This is a genomic window from Streptomyces sp. GDS52, from assembly GCF_052246875.1.
Taxonomy (GTDB): Bacteria; Actinomycetota; Actinomycetes; order Streptomycetales; family Streptomycetaceae; genus Streptomyces; species Streptomyces cathayae.
Genome location: NZ_CM125966.1, coordinates 4891083 through 4906368, shown reverse-complemented (window position 1 = coordinate 4906368; position 15286 = coordinate 4891083). Strand labels below are relative to the sequence as shown.

13 protein-coding genes and 2 tRNA genes are annotated in these 15286 nt (G+C 70.3%); 3 read left to right on the top strand and 12 right to left on the bottom strand.

Going from position 1 to position 15286, the window contains the following annotated elements; all coding sequences use genetic code 11:
• Positions 1-9: 9 nt before the first annotated feature.
• Positions 10-2631 (bottom strand): valine--tRNA ligase, encoded by a 2622-nt coding sequence (locus tag ACTWJ9_RS22345; RefSeq protein WP_279336044.1) that lies wholly within the window; start codon positions 2629-2631, stop codon positions 10-12.
• A gap of 138 nt (positions 2632-2769) precedes the next feature.
• On the opposite strand from ACTWJ9_RS22345, the gene ACTWJ9_RS22340 reads away from it, so the two are divergent.
• Positions 2770-3726, top strand: a complete 957-nt coding sequence (locus ACTWJ9_RS22340; protein WP_279336043.1) for a hypothetical protein — start codon at positions 2770-2772, stop codon at positions 3724-3726.
• A gap of 73 nt (positions 3727-3799) precedes the next feature.
• Here the strand turns inward: ACTWJ9_RS22340 and clpX are convergent, their stop codons facing one another.
• The 5 genes from clpX to ACTWJ9_RS22315 all read right to left on the bottom strand — a co-directional run bounded on the left by clpX (position 3800) and on the right by ACTWJ9_RS22315 (position 8695).
• Positions 3800-5086, bottom strand: a complete 1287-nt coding sequence (clpX, locus tag ACTWJ9_RS22335) for an ATP-dependent Clp protease ATP-binding subunit ClpX (protein WP_279336042.1) — start codon at positions 5084-5086, stop codon at positions 3800-3802.
• 189 nt (positions 5087-5275) lie between these two features.
• Positions 5276-5956 carry an ATP-dependent Clp protease proteolytic subunit gene (locus tag ACTWJ9_RS22330; protein WP_279336041.1) on the bottom strand — a complete coding sequence of 227 codons (681 nt, stop codon included), beginning with the start codon at positions 5954-5956 and terminating at the stop codon, positions 5276-5278.
• A gap of 123 nt (positions 5957-6079) precedes the next feature.
• Entirely contained in the window at positions 6080-6688 is a 609-nt protein-coding gene (locus tag ACTWJ9_RS22325; RefSeq protein WP_181383553.1) for an ATP-dependent Clp protease proteolytic subunit, read from the bottom strand.
• 317 nt (positions 6689-7005) lie between these two features.
• Entirely contained in the window at positions 7006-8451 is a 1446-nt protein-coding gene (gene tig, locus ACTWJ9_RS22320) for a trigger factor (RefSeq protein ID WP_279336040.1), read from the bottom strand.
• 167 nt (positions 8452-8618) lie between these two features.
• Positions 8619-8695: transfer RNA gene (locus ACTWJ9_RS22315), tRNA-Pro, on the bottom strand.
• Positions 8696-8860: 165 nt separating this feature from the next.
• Between ACTWJ9_RS22315 and ACTWJ9_RS22310 the strand changes: the two genes are divergently transcribed.
• A tRNA-Gly gene (locus tag ACTWJ9_RS22310) sits at positions 8861-8931 on the top strand.
• 85 nt (positions 8932-9016) lie between these two features.
• On the opposite strand, the gene ACTWJ9_RS22305 is transcribed toward ACTWJ9_RS22310, so the two are convergent.
• Complete coding sequence (locus ACTWJ9_RS22305) at positions 9017-9211, bottom strand: hypothetical protein (protein WP_279336039.1); 195 nt, start codon at positions 9209-9211, stop codon at positions 9017-9019.
• Between the two features lie 653 nt (positions 9212-9864).
• On the opposite strand from ACTWJ9_RS22305, the gene ACTWJ9_RS22300 reads away from it, so the two are divergent.
• The gene (locus tag ACTWJ9_RS22300) at positions 9865-11112 is read left to right on the top strand and encodes an acyltransferase family protein (RefSeq protein WP_279336038.1); all 1248 of its coding nucleotides are present in this window, start codon (positions 9865-9867) and stop codon (positions 11110-11112) included.
• On the opposite strand, the gene ACTWJ9_RS22295 is transcribed toward ACTWJ9_RS22300, so the two are convergent.
• The 5 genes from ACTWJ9_RS22295 to ACTWJ9_RS22275 all read right to left on the bottom strand — a co-directional run bounded on the left by ACTWJ9_RS22295 (position 11109) and on the right by ACTWJ9_RS22275 (position 15267).
• Positions 11109-11603 (bottom strand): HD domain-containing protein, encoded by a 495-nt coding sequence (locus ACTWJ9_RS22295; protein ID WP_443294681.1) that lies wholly within the window; start codon positions 11601-11603, stop codon positions 11109-11111. The two genes, ACTWJ9_RS22300 and ACTWJ9_RS22295, sit on opposite strands and share 4 nt — an antisense overlap.
• Positions 11604-11694: 91 nt before the next feature.
• Positions 11695-12873 (bottom strand): PP2C family protein-serine/threonine phosphatase, encoded by a 1179-nt coding sequence (locus tag ACTWJ9_RS22290; RefSeq protein WP_279336036.1) that lies wholly within the window; start codon positions 12871-12873, stop codon positions 11695-11697.
• A 184-nt stretch (positions 12874-13057) separates the two neighbouring features.
• The gene (locus ACTWJ9_RS22285) at positions 13058-13885 is read right to left on the bottom strand and encodes an Fpg/Nei family DNA glycosylase (RefSeq protein WP_279336035.1); all 828 of its coding nucleotides are present in this window, start codon (positions 13883-13885) and stop codon (positions 13058-13060) included.
• Between the two features lie 84 nt (positions 13886-13969).
• The gene (locus ACTWJ9_RS22280; protein ID WP_279336034.1) at positions 13970-14455 is read right to left on the bottom strand and encodes a ribose-5-phosphate isomerase; all 486 of its coding nucleotides are present in this window, start codon (positions 14453-14455) and stop codon (positions 13970-13972) included.
• Positions 14456-14661: 206 nt separating this feature from the next.
• A complete protein-coding gene (locus tag ACTWJ9_RS22275; protein WP_279336033.1) occupies positions 14662-15267 on the bottom strand; it encodes a biotin transporter BioY in 606 nt (201 codons plus the stop codon).
• Positions 15268-15286: the final 19 nt, after the last annotated feature.

Sequence of the window (15286 nt, the reverse complement as noted above, 5' to 3'; positions counted from 1 at the left end):
GGCGCGCGGTTACGCCGGGGGCAGCCGGTCCAGCTGGGTCTGGATGCGGGCGATGTCCTCGTCCGCCTTGGCCAGCCGCGTACGGATCTTGTCGACCACGTGGTCGGGGGCCTTCGCCAGGAACGCCTCGTTGCCCAGCTTGGCCTCCGCCTGCTGGCGCTCCTTCTGCGCGGCGGCCAGGTCCTTGGCCAGGCGCTTGCGCTCCGCCGCGAAGTCGATCACCCCGGAGAGGTCCAGGGCGACCTCGACGCCCGCCACCGGCAGGGTCGCCGTCGCGGTGAACGCGTCGCCCTCCGGCTGGAGGCGCAGCAGCTGCCGGATCGCCGGCTCGTGCGGGGCGAGGGCCGAACCGTCGAGGGTCAGCCGGGCGGGGACCCGCTGGCCGGGCTGCAGGCCCTGGTCGGCGCGGAAGCGGCGGACCTCGGTGATGACCGACTGGAGCGTCTCGATCTCCCGCTCGGCGCCGGCGTCCCGGAAGCCGCTGTCCCCCGGCCAGTCGGCGATGACGACCGACTCACCGCCGGTCAGCGTCGTCCACAGCGTCTCGGTGACGAACGGGACCACCGGGTGCAGCAGCCGCAGCGTGACGTCGAGGACCTCGCCGAGGACCCGCTTGCTGACCTCGGCCGGCTCGCCACCCGCCTGGAACGTCGTCTTGGACAGCTCGACGTACCAGTCGAAGACCTCGTCCCAGGCGAAGTGGAACAGCGCGTCGGACAGCTTGGCGAACTGGAAGTCGTCGTAGAACGCGTCGACTTCGGCGACGACGGAGTTCAGCCGGGACAGGATCCAGCGGTCGGTGGAGGACATCTTCGAGGCGTCCGGCAGCGGACCCTCGACCGTGGCGCCGTTCATCAGCGCGAAGCGGGTGGCGTTCCAGATCTTGTTGGCGAAGTTGCGCGAGCCCTGGACCCAGTCCTCGCCGATCGGCACGTCGACGCCCGGGTTGGCGCCGCGCGCGAGGGTGAAGCGCAGGGCGTCGGAGCCGTACTTGTCCATCCAGTCCAGCGGGTTGACCGCGTTGCCGAAGGACTTCGACATCTTCTTGCCGAACTGGTCGCGGACCATGCCGTGCAGGGCGATGGTGCGGAACGGCGGGGTGCCGTCCATCGCGTACAGGCCGAACATCATCATCCGGGCGACCCAGAAGAAGAGGATGTCGTAGCCGGTGACCAGGACGGAGTTCGGGTAGAACTTCGCGAGCGACTCGGTCTGTTCGGGCCAGCCGAGCGTGGAGAACGGCCACAGGCCGGAGGAGAACCAGGTGTCGAGGACGTCGGTGTCCTGGTGCCAGCCCTCGCCGGCCGGCGGCTCCTCGTCCGGACCGACGCAGACGACCTCTCCGTCCGGCCCGTACCAGACGGGGATGCGGTGGCCCCACCACAGCTGCCGCGAGATGCACCAGTCGTGCAGGTTGTCGACCCAGTCGAAGTACCGCTTCTCCATCTCCTGCGGGTGGATCGTGACCTTGCCGTCGCGGACCGCGTCACCCGCCGCCTTCGCCAGCGGGCCGACCTTGACCCACCACTGCATGGACAGCCGCGGTTCGACGGTGGTCTTGCAGCGCGAGCAGTGGCCGACGCTGTGGACGTAGGGCCGCTTCTCGGCGACGATCCGGCCCTCGGCGCGCAGCGCGGCGACGATGGCGGAGCGGGCCTCGAGCCGGTCCAGGCCCTGGAAGGGGCCGTGGACGGTGATGACGGCGTGCTCGTCCATCACGGTGAGGGACGGCAGGTCGTGGCGGCGGCCGATCTCGAAGTCGTTCGGGTCGTGCGCCGGGGTCACCTTGACGGCGCCGGTGCCGAACTCGGGGTCGACGTGCTCGTCGGCGACGACCGGGATGGAGCGGTCGGTCAGCGGCAGCTTGACGAGCTTGCCGATCAGGTGCCGGTACCGCTCGTCCTCGGGGTGGACGGCGACGGCGGTGTCGCCGAGCATCGTCTCGGCGCGGGTGGTGGCGACGACGATGGTCTCGTCCCCGTCGCCGTACTTCATGGAGACGAGCTCGCCGTCGTCCTCCTGGTAGTCGACCTCGATGTCGGAGATCGCGGTCAGGCAGCGCGGGCACCAGTTGATGATGCGCTCGGCGCGGTAGATCAGCTCGTCGTCGTGGAGCCGCTTGAAGACGGTCTGGACGGCCTTCGACAGCCCCTCGTCCATGGTGAAGCGCTCACGCGACCAGGCGACGCCGTCGCCGAGGCGCCGCATCTGGCCGGAGATCTGTCCGCCGGACTCGTCCTTCCACTGCCAGACCCGCTCGACGAAGGCCTCCCGGCCGAGGTCGTGCCGGGACTTGCCCTCCTTGGCGAGTTCCCGCTCGACGACGTTCTGCGTGGCGATGCCGGCGTGGTCCATGCCGGGCTGCCACAGCGTCTCGTAGCCCTGCATGCGCGCACGGCGGGTGAGGGTGTCGATGATCGTGTGCTCGAAGGCGTGCCCGAGGTGCAGGCTGCCCGTGACGTTCGGCGGGGGGATGACGATCGTGTACGGGGGTTTGCCGCTCTTGGCGTCGGCCTCGAAGTAGCCCCGCTCCACCCAGCGCTCGTACAGCGGCCCCTCTACGTCGGCCGGCGCGTACTGGGTCGGCAGTTCGGGGGTGGGCGGCTGCGGCTGCTGAGAGTTCTCGGTCACGCGCCTCAGTTTAGAGGTGTCACGGCCCAGTCCCGAAACCCGATTCCTTTGTAACGGTGCACCCCCCGCTGGCTTGATCGCGTCCCTTCTGAGTCAGGATGTCAACGACACGTAGACATCTGGAGGGGAACCCAGAAGATGAGCCACAACCAGCCGGGCCCGTACGGCGGGCAGCCCCAGCAGCCCGGACCGTACGGTCAGCCGGGTCCCTACGGCCAGCAGCCGCAGGCTCCGCAGCCCGGCTACGGCTACCCCCCGCAGGCGCCCCCGCCCGGCCAGCCCGGCTACGGCTACCCGGCCCAGCCCGGCCAGGGCGTCCCGCCCCAGCAGCCCCCCTACGGCCAGGCCCCCTACGGCCAGGCCCCGTACGGCGCCCCGCAGCCCCCGGCGCCGGACGGCGGCTCCAAGAAGGCCGGCTGGATCGTCGGCGCGACGGCGGTCGTGGTGGCGATCGGTGTCGGCGTGTACTTCGTGTTCGGCGGAGGCGGTCCCGGCGGTGTGGAGGACGACGGCCCGCACAAGCTCTCGGCGCCGGAGAAGGTGATGGGCGAGTACACGCGGGTCGGTGAGGCCGGCGAGGACTCGAGCTCCAGCACCACGCAGGACCTGGCCAAGGGCGGGGTGAAGAACGGCAAGTCGGTGGGCGCCCAGTACTCGACGGCCGACTTCAGCCGGTACGACCTCAAGAACCCCGACCCGGCCGACCTGCCCAGCCAGGAAGAGCTGCTCAAGGCGAAGGGCGTGACCTTCCTCGGCGCCTACGGCGAGGTCGAGGACCCCGAGGCGGCCGTGGACAAGCTCTTCGCCAACATCAAGAAGGAGACCGCCAAGAGCAAGGGCTCGGACAACGCTCTCCTGTCCGAGCTGGTGGGCGAGCCCGAGGATGTCGAGCTCGACGGTGCGGTCATGAAGTGCCAGGCCGGCAAGGGCAAGAACAACCTCACCAAGCAGGACACCACCAACTGGTTCTGCATCTGGGCGGACTACAGCACGGTCGTGGTGGTCTCCCCCGGTGACAACACCAAGGACATCACGAAGGACGCCGCCGCGGACATCGCCACGAAGCTCCGCGACGAGGTGCGCGTCCCGGCGTAGTGGTACGCGGCACGCGAAGGGCCCCGGTCGCTCGACCGGGGCCCTTCACCTGTGCCGGGGACGGCTGTTGCCGCTACGCCGTCTTCTGCTCGCCCGGTCCGCGGCCGCGGGCGTCGCGCGGGATCAGCGTCGGGTTGACGTTGGAGAGGACCACGTCCGCGGTGATGACCACCCGGGCGACGTCCTTGCGGGACGGGACCTCGTACATGACGCCCTGGAGGACTTCCTCCATGATGGCGCGCAGACCGCGGGCGCCGGTCTGGCGGAGGATGGCCTGGTCGGCGATGGCTTCCAGTGCCTCGCGCTCGAAGTCCAGCTCGACGCCGTCGAGTTCGAAGAGGCGCTGGTACTGCTTGACGAGCGCGTTGCGCGGCTCGATCAGGATCTGCAGCAGGGCCTCGCGGTCGAGGTTGTGGACCGAGGTGATGACCGGGAGCCGGCCGATGAACTCGGGGATCATGCCGAACTTGACCAGGTCCTCCGGCATGACCTGCTCGAACCGGTCCGTGGACTCCAGTTCCCGCTTGGAGCGGATGGTGGCGCCGAAGCCGATGCCCTTGGCTCCCGCGCGGCCCTCGATGATCTTCTCCAGGCCGGCGAAGGCGCCGCCCACGATGAACAGGACGTTCGTCGTGTCGATCTGGATGAACTCCTGGTGCGGGTGCTTGCGGCCGCCCTGCGGCGGGACGGACGCCGTGGTGCCCTCGAGGATCTTCAGCAGGGCCTGCTGGACGCCCTCGCCGCTCACGTCGCGCGTGATCGACGGGTTCTCGCTCTTGCGGGCGACCTTGTCGATCTCGTCGATGTAGATGATGCCGGTCTCGGCCTTCTTGACGTCGTAGTCGGCGGCCTGGATCAGCTTGAGCAGGATGTTCTCGACGTCCTCGCCGACGTACCCGGCCTCGGTGAGGGCGGTGGCGTCCGCGATCGCGAACGGGACGTTCAGCATGCGGGCGAGGGTCTGGGCGAGGAGGGTCTTGCCGGAGCCGGTGGGGCCCAGCAGCAGGATGTTGGACTTCGCCAACTCGATGGCGTCCTCGCGGCCTTGGGCGCCGCCGTTCTCCCCCGCCTGGACCCGCTTGTAGTGGTTGTACACCGCGACGGAGAGAGCTTTCTTGGCCGACTCCTGGCCGACCACGTACCCCTCGAGGAACTCGTAGATCTCGCGGGGCTTGGGCAGTTCCTCCCAGCGGACCTCACTGCTCTCGGCGAGCTCTTCCTCGATGATCTCGTTGCAGAGGTCGATGCACTCGTCGCAGATGTACACACCGGGCCCTGCGATGAGCTTCTTGACCTGCTTCTGGCTCTTGCCGCAGAACGAGCACTTGAGCAGATCGCCGCCGTCACCGATGCGTGCCACGGTGTGCTTCCCCTTCGCCTGGGAGCCACCTGGACGTCAACGTCCAGCGACTCCTGGTGCTGCCTTATGTCCGACGGTACCTTGCCGGGCCCCCCGTCCGGGCCCCCCTTGGCACGGTTCGCTTCGACGTGGACCGTCCGCGACCGTGCCAAGGAGCGGCAGACAATACAGCCTCCCGGGTCCCTCGCGTCAGCGCAGGCTGGTGTTGTCCATCTTCCGGGTGGTGATGATCTGGTCGATCAGACCGTAGCTCAGCGCGTCCTCGGCCGTGAGGATCTTGTCCCGCTCGATGTCCTCGCGGATCTTCTCGACCGGCGTGGTGGAGTGCTTGGCCAGCATCTCCTCCAGCTGCGCACGCATCCGGAGGATCTCGTTGGCGGCGATCTCCAGGTCGGAGACCTGGCCGCGGCCGGTCTCGCTGTACGGCTGGTGGATCAGCACGCGCGCGTTCGGCAGGGCCATGCGCTTGCCGGGGGTGCCGGCGGCGAGCAGCACGGCGGCGGCGGAGGCCGCCTGACCCATGCAGACCGTCTGGATGTCCGGCTTCACGTACTGCATGGTGTCGTAGATCGCCGTGAGCGCGGTGAAGGAGCCGCCGGGGCTGTTGATGTAGACCGAGATGTCCCGGTCGGGGTCCATCGACTCCAGGCACAGCAGCTGCGCCATGACGTCGTTGGCGGAGGCGTCGTCGATCTGCACGCCGAGGAAGATCACCCGCTCCTCGAAGAGCTTCGCGTACGGGTCGTACTCGCGGATGCCCTGGGAGGTGCGCTCGACGAAGCGCGGGATGACGTAGCGGGACTCGGCCGCGGGGCCGGTGTACTCGGCACGGGTGCGGTCGTACAGGCCGCTGCCGGGGAAGTCGTTCACGGTGTCTCCTGGAAAGGGGCTGAGGCGGTCGGCCGGGGCTGCTGGGGCTGCCGTCGGGCCCGGAGCAAGTCCGGGCGGGTCCGACGGGGGTCCTACGGGGCCGCTGGGGCTCCCGTGGGCCGCTCAGGCCGCCCCGGTGCCGCCGCCGCCCGGCATGCCCGCGGCCGTGGGGATGACGTCGTCGATGAGGCCGTAGTTCTTGGCCTCGAAGGCGTCGAACCAACGGTCACGGTCCGAGTCGCGGGTGATCTGCTCGACCGACTGTCCCGTGTGCTGGGAGGTGAGCTCGGCCATGCGCTTCTTGGTGTGCAGCAGCCGCTCGGCGTGGATCTTGATGTCCGAGGCCGAGCCGGCCAGGCCGGCGGAGGGCTGGTGGATCAGGATCTCCGCGTTCGGCAGCGCGAAGCGCTTGCCGGGCGTGCCCGCGCTGAGCAGGAACTGGCCCATCGAGGCCGCGAGGCCCATGGCGATGGTCACCACGTCGTTCTTGATGAACTGCATGGTGTCGTAGATCGCCATGCCGGCGGTGATCGAGCCGCCGGGGCTGTTGATGTAGAGGTAGATGTCCTTGTCCGGATCGGCGGCAAGGAGCAGCAGCTGTGCGGTGATCTTGTTGGCGATGTCGTCGTCCACCGGCTGGCCGAGGAAGATGATCCGCTCGTTGAGCAGCCGGTTGTAGACCTGGTCGCCGAGGCCACCACCGATGGAAGGCTCGCCGGCGGCTGAAGGCATCAGATTCGTCACGTATCCACCTGCTCGTCTTACGACGGCGCCGGGCCGTCTCACGTGTTCTGCCGGGGTGTGGGGCCGTCCGGCCGTACTCGCGGACTCCCCTGCCCTCGTATTCATGGACCCTAACGCGCGGGCCCCTTCGGGGAATCCCGCAGCGGGGGGTGTTCGCTGTGAGCGCAGGTGGCCCCGCGGGGCGGGGCGGGGTCCCGCGCGCCGTGGGCGGCCCGGCCGGCGGGGCCGGTGCGGCCGTACGGCAGACGGGCCCCGGCCATGATGGTCCGGGGCCCGTCGTACGTCCGTCAGAGGCGACGCGAGGGTCAGCCCTCGGTCTTCTCCTCGACCTCGGCGGCCTTGTCGGCCTTGGCGTCGGCCTCGCCCTCAGCCTTGTCCTCGGTGGCGTCGGTGGACTCGGCGGCGGCCTCGGCGGCCTCCGTCTCGTCCTCCTCGTCCTCCTCGTCCTCGAGGTCGATGATCTCGCCGTTGGTGTCCTTGACCGTGGCCTTCTCGACCACGGCGGCCAGGGCCTTGCCGCGGGCGACCTCGCCGACCAGGAGCGGAACCTGGCCCTGCTCGACGACGGCCTGGGCGAACTGGTCGGGGGACATGCCGGAGGAGGCCGCACGACGCATGAGGTGCTCGGTGAGCTCCTCCTGGTTGACGTTCAGCTTCTCCTGGTTGACCAGCTGGTCGAGCACGAACTGGGTCTTGATGCCCTTGACCGCGGCCTCGCGGGTCTCGGTGTCGAACTCCTCGGCCGTCTTGCCCTGGATCTCCAGGTACTTCTCGAGGTCGAGGCCCATCTGGGCGAGCTGGTGGTGCTCGAGGTTGTGCTTACGGGTGTTGATCTCGTCCTCGAGCAGCTTCTCGGGGACGGGCACCTCGACCAGCTCGAGCAGCTTGTCCAGGACGCGCTCCTGGGCCTGCGTGGCCTGGTCGTACTGCTTCATGTTCTCCAGGCGCTTGCGGCTGTCCGCACGCAGCTCCTCGAGGGTGTCGAACTCGGAGGCGAGCTGCGCGAACTCGTCGTCCAGCTCGGGCAGTTCACGCTTGGCGACCTGGGTGACCTTGACGGTGACCTCGGCCTCCTTGCCCGCCGCGGAGCCGCCCTTGAGCTCGGAGGCGAAGGTGGCCTCCTGGTCGGCCGACAGGCCCGTCACGGCGGCGTCGACGCCGTCCAGCAGCTCACCGGAGCCGATGGTGTAGGAGACGCCGTTGGCGATGCCGTCCTCCAGCACCTCGCCGTCGACCTTGGCCTCCAGGTCGATGGTGACGACGTCGCCGTCCTCGGCGGCACGCTCGACCGGGGAGGTGGAGGCGAAACGCTCGCGCAGCTCCTCGACGGCCTTGTCGACGTCCTCGTCGGTGACCTCGACGGCGTCGACCTCGACCTCGATGCCGGAGTAGTCCGGGATCTCGATGGTCGGGCGGATGTCGACCTCGGCGGTGAAGTTCAGCGTCTCGCCGTCCTTCAGCTCCGTGATGTCGACCTCGGGCTGGCCCAGCGGGTTCAGCTCGGCCTCGTTGACCGCTTCGGTGTAGAACTTCGGGAGGGCGTCGTTGACGGCCTCCTCCAGCACCGCACCGCGGCCGAAGCGCTGGTCGATGACCCGGGCCGGGACCTTGCCCTTGCGGAAGCCCTTCACCGTGATCTGCTGGTTGATCTTCTTGTACGCCGCGTCGAGGCTGTCCTTGAGCTCCTCGAAGGGCACCTCGACAGTGAGCCGAACCCGGGTCGGGTTCAGGGTCTCCACGGCGCTCTTCACGGTTCGGTCTCCTTGTGGCTGACTTCTCGGATTCTGCCGGGACCAGAGCGGTCCGGCGGATTCGCCGCCCGGAGACTTCAGACCTGAGACACACGGGCGTGCAGCTTGCATAGTAACGGCAGCGGCTACAGCGCCCCAAAACCGATCACTGGCGGTGATCGGGTGACTGGTCGGGGTGGCGGGATTTGAACCCACGGCCTTCCGCTCCCAAAGCGGACGCGCTACCAAGCTGCGCCACACCCCGTCTGGTGCGACACGTAGGGTACATGCCGCCGCGCGCTGTGGCCTCCGCATATCGCGGGCGCGGTGCGGCGACGGGCCCGAGCGGGCCCGGGGTGTGCGCCGAGGGCGCACCACCCGCTACGATGCCTGTCAGTACCGCGGTCCTCCCGACCTGCGGTGCGCCCCTGCGGGCGTAGCTCAATGGTAGAGCCCTAGTCTTCCAAACTAGCTACGCGGGTTCGATTCCCGTCGCCCGCTCCGCACGGCTCAGGGCCGGGCCGGAGGAATCACCCCTCCGGCCCGGCCCTGGTCGCGTCCCGGACCGTCCCGCGCCTCCGCGGGGTCAGAAGCTGATCGAGTTGATCATGTCCGCTATCGAGTCCATGAAGCGGTTGATCGACGGGGCCATGCCGGTCGAGGCGAGGAAGAAGCCGAAGAGGATCGCGACGATCGCGGGCCCGGCCTTGATGGACCCCCCTCTGATCAACACCACAAGGACGATCGCCAACAGCACCACGACAGACAGTGAAATGGCCACAACTGATCACACCCTCGGTCGGTCCGCTTCGCCGGCCCGGGCGACGCATCCCCGCGCACCCCGCCAGAACCATCGTGCCACCAACAGGGCCGTCCTATGCGGCGAGTGACGCATCGTTCATCCCCCTTCGGCCACTCCTCGCGCGCGCGCCCGCCGCGTGCGGCACCCGCCACCGGCGCGCGGGGCACGCGCGGAGCCAACGGCGCGGCCTCACACAACAATTCGGCGTGACCTCCGCCCGGGGAATTCGACCGTGTCGTTGCCGTCTTCACACAACACGTTCGCAGCTATTTCGAATTACCTCCACGCGTATCCCGACGAGCCCCCCGGCAGCCCGCGAAACGGGCCGAAGTGGACACACTGTCGGACCCGTTCGACGAAGATATGCGCCACTTCGCCCGGAATGATGACGGCAAAAGGGACCCGCGGCACACGGGGAGCCCCTGCCCGCACGACGTGTCGGCCGTCACTCCCGCAAAGCTGTCTGCATTCACGGATCGGGGGTATCCGGATTCGACAACCAGGAATGACGTGGGAGTTTTACGAATACCCACGCCGAACGCTAGGGTGCCTCAGATGTTCCACGCTGCCTCGTCCCCCGCAAGCGCAGCGAGCACACCGCTCCCCTCCCCGAGCTCCTGGCGGGTGGCCCGGTGACGGACTCGCTGCAACCGAACGGCAACCGCAGGGCGCCGCTTCCCCCGGCCGAACCGCCGGACTCCGAAGCGCCGGACCCGCGCCCGCGCCCGCGCTCGGAGAACATACAGAACACGCAGAAGACGCAGGCCACCTCCGGCAAGAAGCGGGACGCGTTCTTCGACAACGCCAAGTACCTGGCGATCGTGCTGGTGGCGGTGGGCCACTTCTGGGAGCCCTTCAAGGGTGAGAACCGGTCCCTGGAAGCCGCCTACCTCGTCGTGTACACGTTTCACATGCCGGCCTTCATCGTCATCTCCGGCTACTTCTCGCGCAGTTTCGACATGCGCCCGGACCGGCTGCGGCGGCTGATCACCGGCGTCGCCGTGCCGTACATCATCTTCGAGACCGCGTATCCGCTCTTCAAGCGCGTCATCGACAACGACCCGCAGTACGAGATCAGCCTCCTCGATCCCTGGTACCTCACCTGGTTCCTGTGCGCGCTGTTCATCTGGCGGCTGACCACACCGATCTGGAAGGCGGTACGCCACCCGCTGCCGCTCGCGCTCGGCATCGCCATGCTGGCGAGCGTCTCCCCCCAGATCGGCGACGACCTCGATCTGCAGCGGGTCCTGCAGTTCCTGCCGTACTTCGTGCTCGGCCTGTGCATGAAGGCCGAGCACTTCCAGCTGGTGCGCCGCCGGTCGGTACGGATCGCGGCGGTGCCGGTCTTCGCGGCGGCGCTGGCCGTCGGCTGGTGGGCGGTGCCGCGGATGCCCACCGGCTGGTTCTACCACCGTGCCTCCGCGCAGGAGTTGGGTGCCCCGTGGTGGGCCGGCCCGATCATGATGCTGGCGTTGTTCGGCTGCTCTCTGCTGCTGACCGCCTGCTTCTTCTCCTGGGTGCCCGGCCGCCACATGTGGTTCACCGCGCTCGGCGCGGGCACGCTCTACGGCTATCTGCTGCACGGCTTCGTGGTGAAGGCCGGTGACTACCGGGGCTGGTTCGAGCACTCCGCGCTGCACGAGCCGATCGGCCTGGCCGCCGTGACCGTCTCCGCGGCCGCCCTGGTGACGTTCCTGTGCTCCAGGCCGGTGCAGCGGGTCTTCCGGTTCGCGATGGAGCCGAAGATGGAATGGGCCTTCAGGCGGGACGCCGCGCAGTCGGCCCGCGACCGCGAGCGCGAACCCCTCGGGGAACGGGACGACCGCGAGAAGCGGGACGGCCGGGAGAAGCGGGAGACGCAGGAGACCGTCTCCGCCTAGTCGGCGGGTGCGGGGTGGTCGGGCCGGGTGCCCGCCACGAGGCCGAGAAGTGTGCGCATCCGCGCGTACTTCTCGGCCAGTCGGCCGCGGGTCGCCTCGTCCAGCACCGCCAGCCGCGCCGGATCGGCGTTGTGCGCCAGGTCCGCCTCCTTCACCAGCAGGGCACCGGGGGTCGCGAGGATACGGGCCGCGTAGACCTCGGGCGGCTCCCCGGACCGTTTGGTGACCGCGAGGACGATGTCCCGGGTCCGCCGGCTCAGTGCCGCCTCCCTGAGCCACTGCTCCGAGAGCTTGCCGTCCTCGACGGCGTCGTGCAGCCAGGCCGCCGCGATCTGCTCCTCGTCGCCGCCGCGGGCCCGGACGCCCTCGGCGACGGCCCGGAGGTGCTCGGCGTACGGCATGCCCGCCTTGTCGGTCTGGCCCTCGTGCACGGCGCGGGCGGTGGCCTCGATCTGGGCGGGGGTCAGCAGGTTGCGCGGTCTCTCGGTCACCCCTCCAGTGTCCCCGCCCTCCTCGCGCCGCACGGTCCGGGTGGGGCAGGAGAGTGGTGGGGTCCGCCGGTCCGGGCGCGGAGAGCCGGGGTCAGCGGGGCAGGGCGGCCGTGCTGCCCTCGCGGCAGATCAGCAGCAGCGCACGGTCGTCGTTGACGTCCTTGGCGACCGCCTCGATGAGGTGCCAGGCCGCCCCGTGGAAGCCTCCGGCGACATAGCGGTCGGCCTCGCCGGTGAGGCGGTCGATGCCTTCGACGATGTCCCGGTCCGAGGTCTCCACCAGTCCGTCGGTGAACAGCATCAGCACGTCCCCGGGGCGCAACGAGCCTTTCACCGGGTCGAACTGGGCGCCGTCGTACACGCCCAGCAGCGGGCCGTCGCCCGCCTTCTCCTCCCAGCGGCCGCTGCCCGCGCTGAGTTGGAGGCCCGGCGGATGCCCCGCGGAGTACAACTCGTAGTCGCCGGAGTCCAGGTCGAGGACGAGGTGGATGGAGGTGGCGAAGCCCTCCTGCCACTCCTGGCGGAGCAGGTAGCCGTTGGCGGCCGGCAGGAAGGCGTGCGGCGGGAGGCTGCCGAGCAGGCCGCCGAAGGCACCGGACAGCAGCAGGGCCCGCGAGCCCGCGTCCATGCCCTTGCCCGACACGTCGGTCAGGACGACCTCCAGCGTGCGCCCGCCGTTGGTGCGGGCCGCGACCACGAAGTCGCCGGAGAAGGACTGGCCGCCGGCGGGACGCAGGGCCATCTCCCGGTGCCAGCCGCTCGGCAGGGCCGGCAACTGGCTCTGCACCCTGATGCGTTCACGCAGGTCGAAGAGCATGGTGCCGCCGCGCCGCCAGGGCACGCCCACCCGGCTGCGGAACTGGGCGACGACCAGCCCGAAGAAGCCGCAGGCGGCCACCACGAGGACGACGCCCGGGGTCACCCGGGACGCGCCCTCGGTGTACGGGCCGAGCTGGACGGCCTCCACGATCAGTGCCGTCGCCGCCGCCGCGTACAGGCCGAGCAGGCTCGCCGGGCGGAGCAGCAGCCCGCCGGCGACGATCGGGAGCACCAGCGCGGACGGGGCGAACCAGACGGAGTTGGCGAGCGTCGCGGCGAAGATGAGCGGGATTGTCAGCAGCAGTCCGGCGAGGGCTATCCAGTCGGAGCCGTCCCCGCGGAAGTAGTCGACGGCGGCCCGGCGCACGCCGACGCGGGCCCGGTGCCACTGCTTCTTCACCCGGGCCGTGAGCGTGTCGGCTGCTGCGCGCCTCTCTCGTCCTGCTGCCATCAGTTCGGGACCCTATCCATCGGAGCGACCACTTGGCACGGGAGGTCCTGGTTGTCCCCCGTCCGGGGACCGACTTCACAGTGAACTTCACCGGGCGCCGTCGCGTGGTCGTCCGGCGGAAATCGCGCCGGACCTCCCGCGCCGCCCACCCGTCACGCACCCGCCCCGCCCCGCCGGGCCGGCCTCACCGCTGCTGGCAGGCCGGACACCAGAAGAGGTTGCGGGCGGCGAGGCCGGCGGTGCGGATCTCCTCGCCGCAGATGTGGCAGGGCTGATGGGCCCTGCGGTAGACATACACCTCACCGCCGTGGTCGTCGACACGCGGCGGGCGGCCCATCGCCTCCGGAGCGTGTTCCGGGCGGACGGTGTCGATCCGGTTGGTGCGGACGCCCTCCCGCATGAGCCCGACCAGGTCGGTCCACAGGGCGTCCCACTCGGCGGGGGTGATGTCCCGGCCCGCGCGGTACGGGTCGATACCGTGCCGGAAGAGGACCTCGGCGCGGTAGACGTTCCCCACGCCGGCGATGAGCTTCTGGTCCATGAGGAGCGCGGCGATCGTCGTACGGCTGCGGCTGATCCTGCGGTACGCGGCGTCCGGGTCGGCGTCCGGGCGCAGCGGGTCGGGGCCGAGCCGGGCGTGTACCGCCCGCTTCTCGGTGCCCGTGATCAGGGCGCAGGTGGTGGGCCCGCGGAGATCGGCGTACGCCGCGTGGTGCGTGAGGCGCAGCCGGACGGTGTCCGTGGGCGGGGGTGCGGGGGCCGGGCCCAGGGCGACCTTGCCGAAGAGGCCGAGGTGGATGTGGACCCAGTCGGTGTGCTCGGGGTCGGGGTCGCGGAAGCCGAGGAAGAGGTGCTTGCCGTGGGCGTCGGCGGTGTGCAGGGCGGTGCGGTCCAGGAGGGCGGCGGCGTCGCTGAACTTGCCCTGGGGGCTGGAGACCCGCAGAGGGGCGCCGTCGGAGAAGGCCGCGGCGTAGTCCTCGGCCAGCCGGTGAATGGTGTGGCCCTCCGGCACGGGTTGGTTCCCCTCCCTCTCGACTCTCTCGGCCCGCCCGCCCGGGACCCCGGGACCGCAGGCTCGCCCCCGCCCCCGGCCGGGCTACTGCTGGGGGTGGTGGGACGGGATCGGGGGGAGGTCGCCGGTGGTCTCGTAGTCCGCGAGCATGTCGATGCGGCGGATGTGGCGCTCGTCGCCCGAGAACGGGGTGCCCAGGAAGATCTCGACGAACTTCGTCGCCTCGTCCGAGGTGTGCATGCGCGCGCCGATCGCGACCACGTTGGCGTTGTTGTGCTGGCGGCCCAGCGCCGCGGTCTCCTCGCTCCACGCCAGGGCCGCTCGTACGCCCTTCACCTTGTTCGCGGCGATCTGCTCACCGTTGCCGGAGCCACCGATCACGATGCCGAGGGCGTCGGGGTCGGCGGCGGTCCGCTCGGCGGCGCGGAGGCAGAAGGGCGGGTAGTCGTCCTGGGCGTCGTAGATGTGGGGCCCGCAGTCGACGGGCTCGTGACCCGCGTCCTTGAGCCACTCGGCGAGGTGGTTCTTGAGTTCGTATCCGGCATGGTCGGAACCGAGGTACACGCGCATGGTCCGAGTGTGACACGCCGGATCGCGGGCAGGCGCGTGGGGGCGTGTGACACGGCTCCCAGACAGGGCTCCCGGACACGGCCCTCAGGCACGGCTCCCGGAGACAGTTCCGCGGCGCGGTCCCATGGACGTCGCGGACGCGGAAGGGGGCCGGCCGGGCGCTGTGCGTGCGCCCGGCCGGCCCCCTTCCGGGGACCACCGAAGAGTCACCGCTTGTTGACGAACCGCCAGGCGGTCGGCAGCACACCCATCGCCAGGGCCGCCTTCAGGGCGTCACCGATGAGGAACGGGGTGAGGCCGGCCGCGATCGCGGCGGTGGCGGACATGCCGGTGGCCAGCGCCAGGTAGGGCACGCCGACGGCGTAGATGACCGCCGAGCCGAGCAGCATGGTGCCCGCCATCCGCCACGCGGAGCGGTCGGCGCCGCGCCGCGCCAGGGCGCCCACGACGGCCGCGGCCAGCAGCATGCCGAGGATGTAGCCGAACGCCGGCGCCCCGTAGCCCGACCCGCCCTCGGCGAACCACGGCACACCCGCGACGCCCGCCAGCGCGTACAGCGCGAGGGAGAGGAGACCGCGCCGGGCGCCGAGGGTGGTGCCGACGAGCAGCGCGGCGAAGGTCTGGCCGGTCACCGGCACCGGGGATCCGGGGACCGGGACGGCGAGCTGGGCGGCGACGCCGGTGAGCGCGGCACCGCCGACCACGAGGGCCACGTCCCGCACGCGGGAGGCCGGGACGAGGTCGGCGAGGACCAGACCGACGCGGGTCCCGCCTTCCTGGGACAGGGCGGACGAAGCGGCAGCGGTGCTCATGGGGACTCCGCGGGGTGAG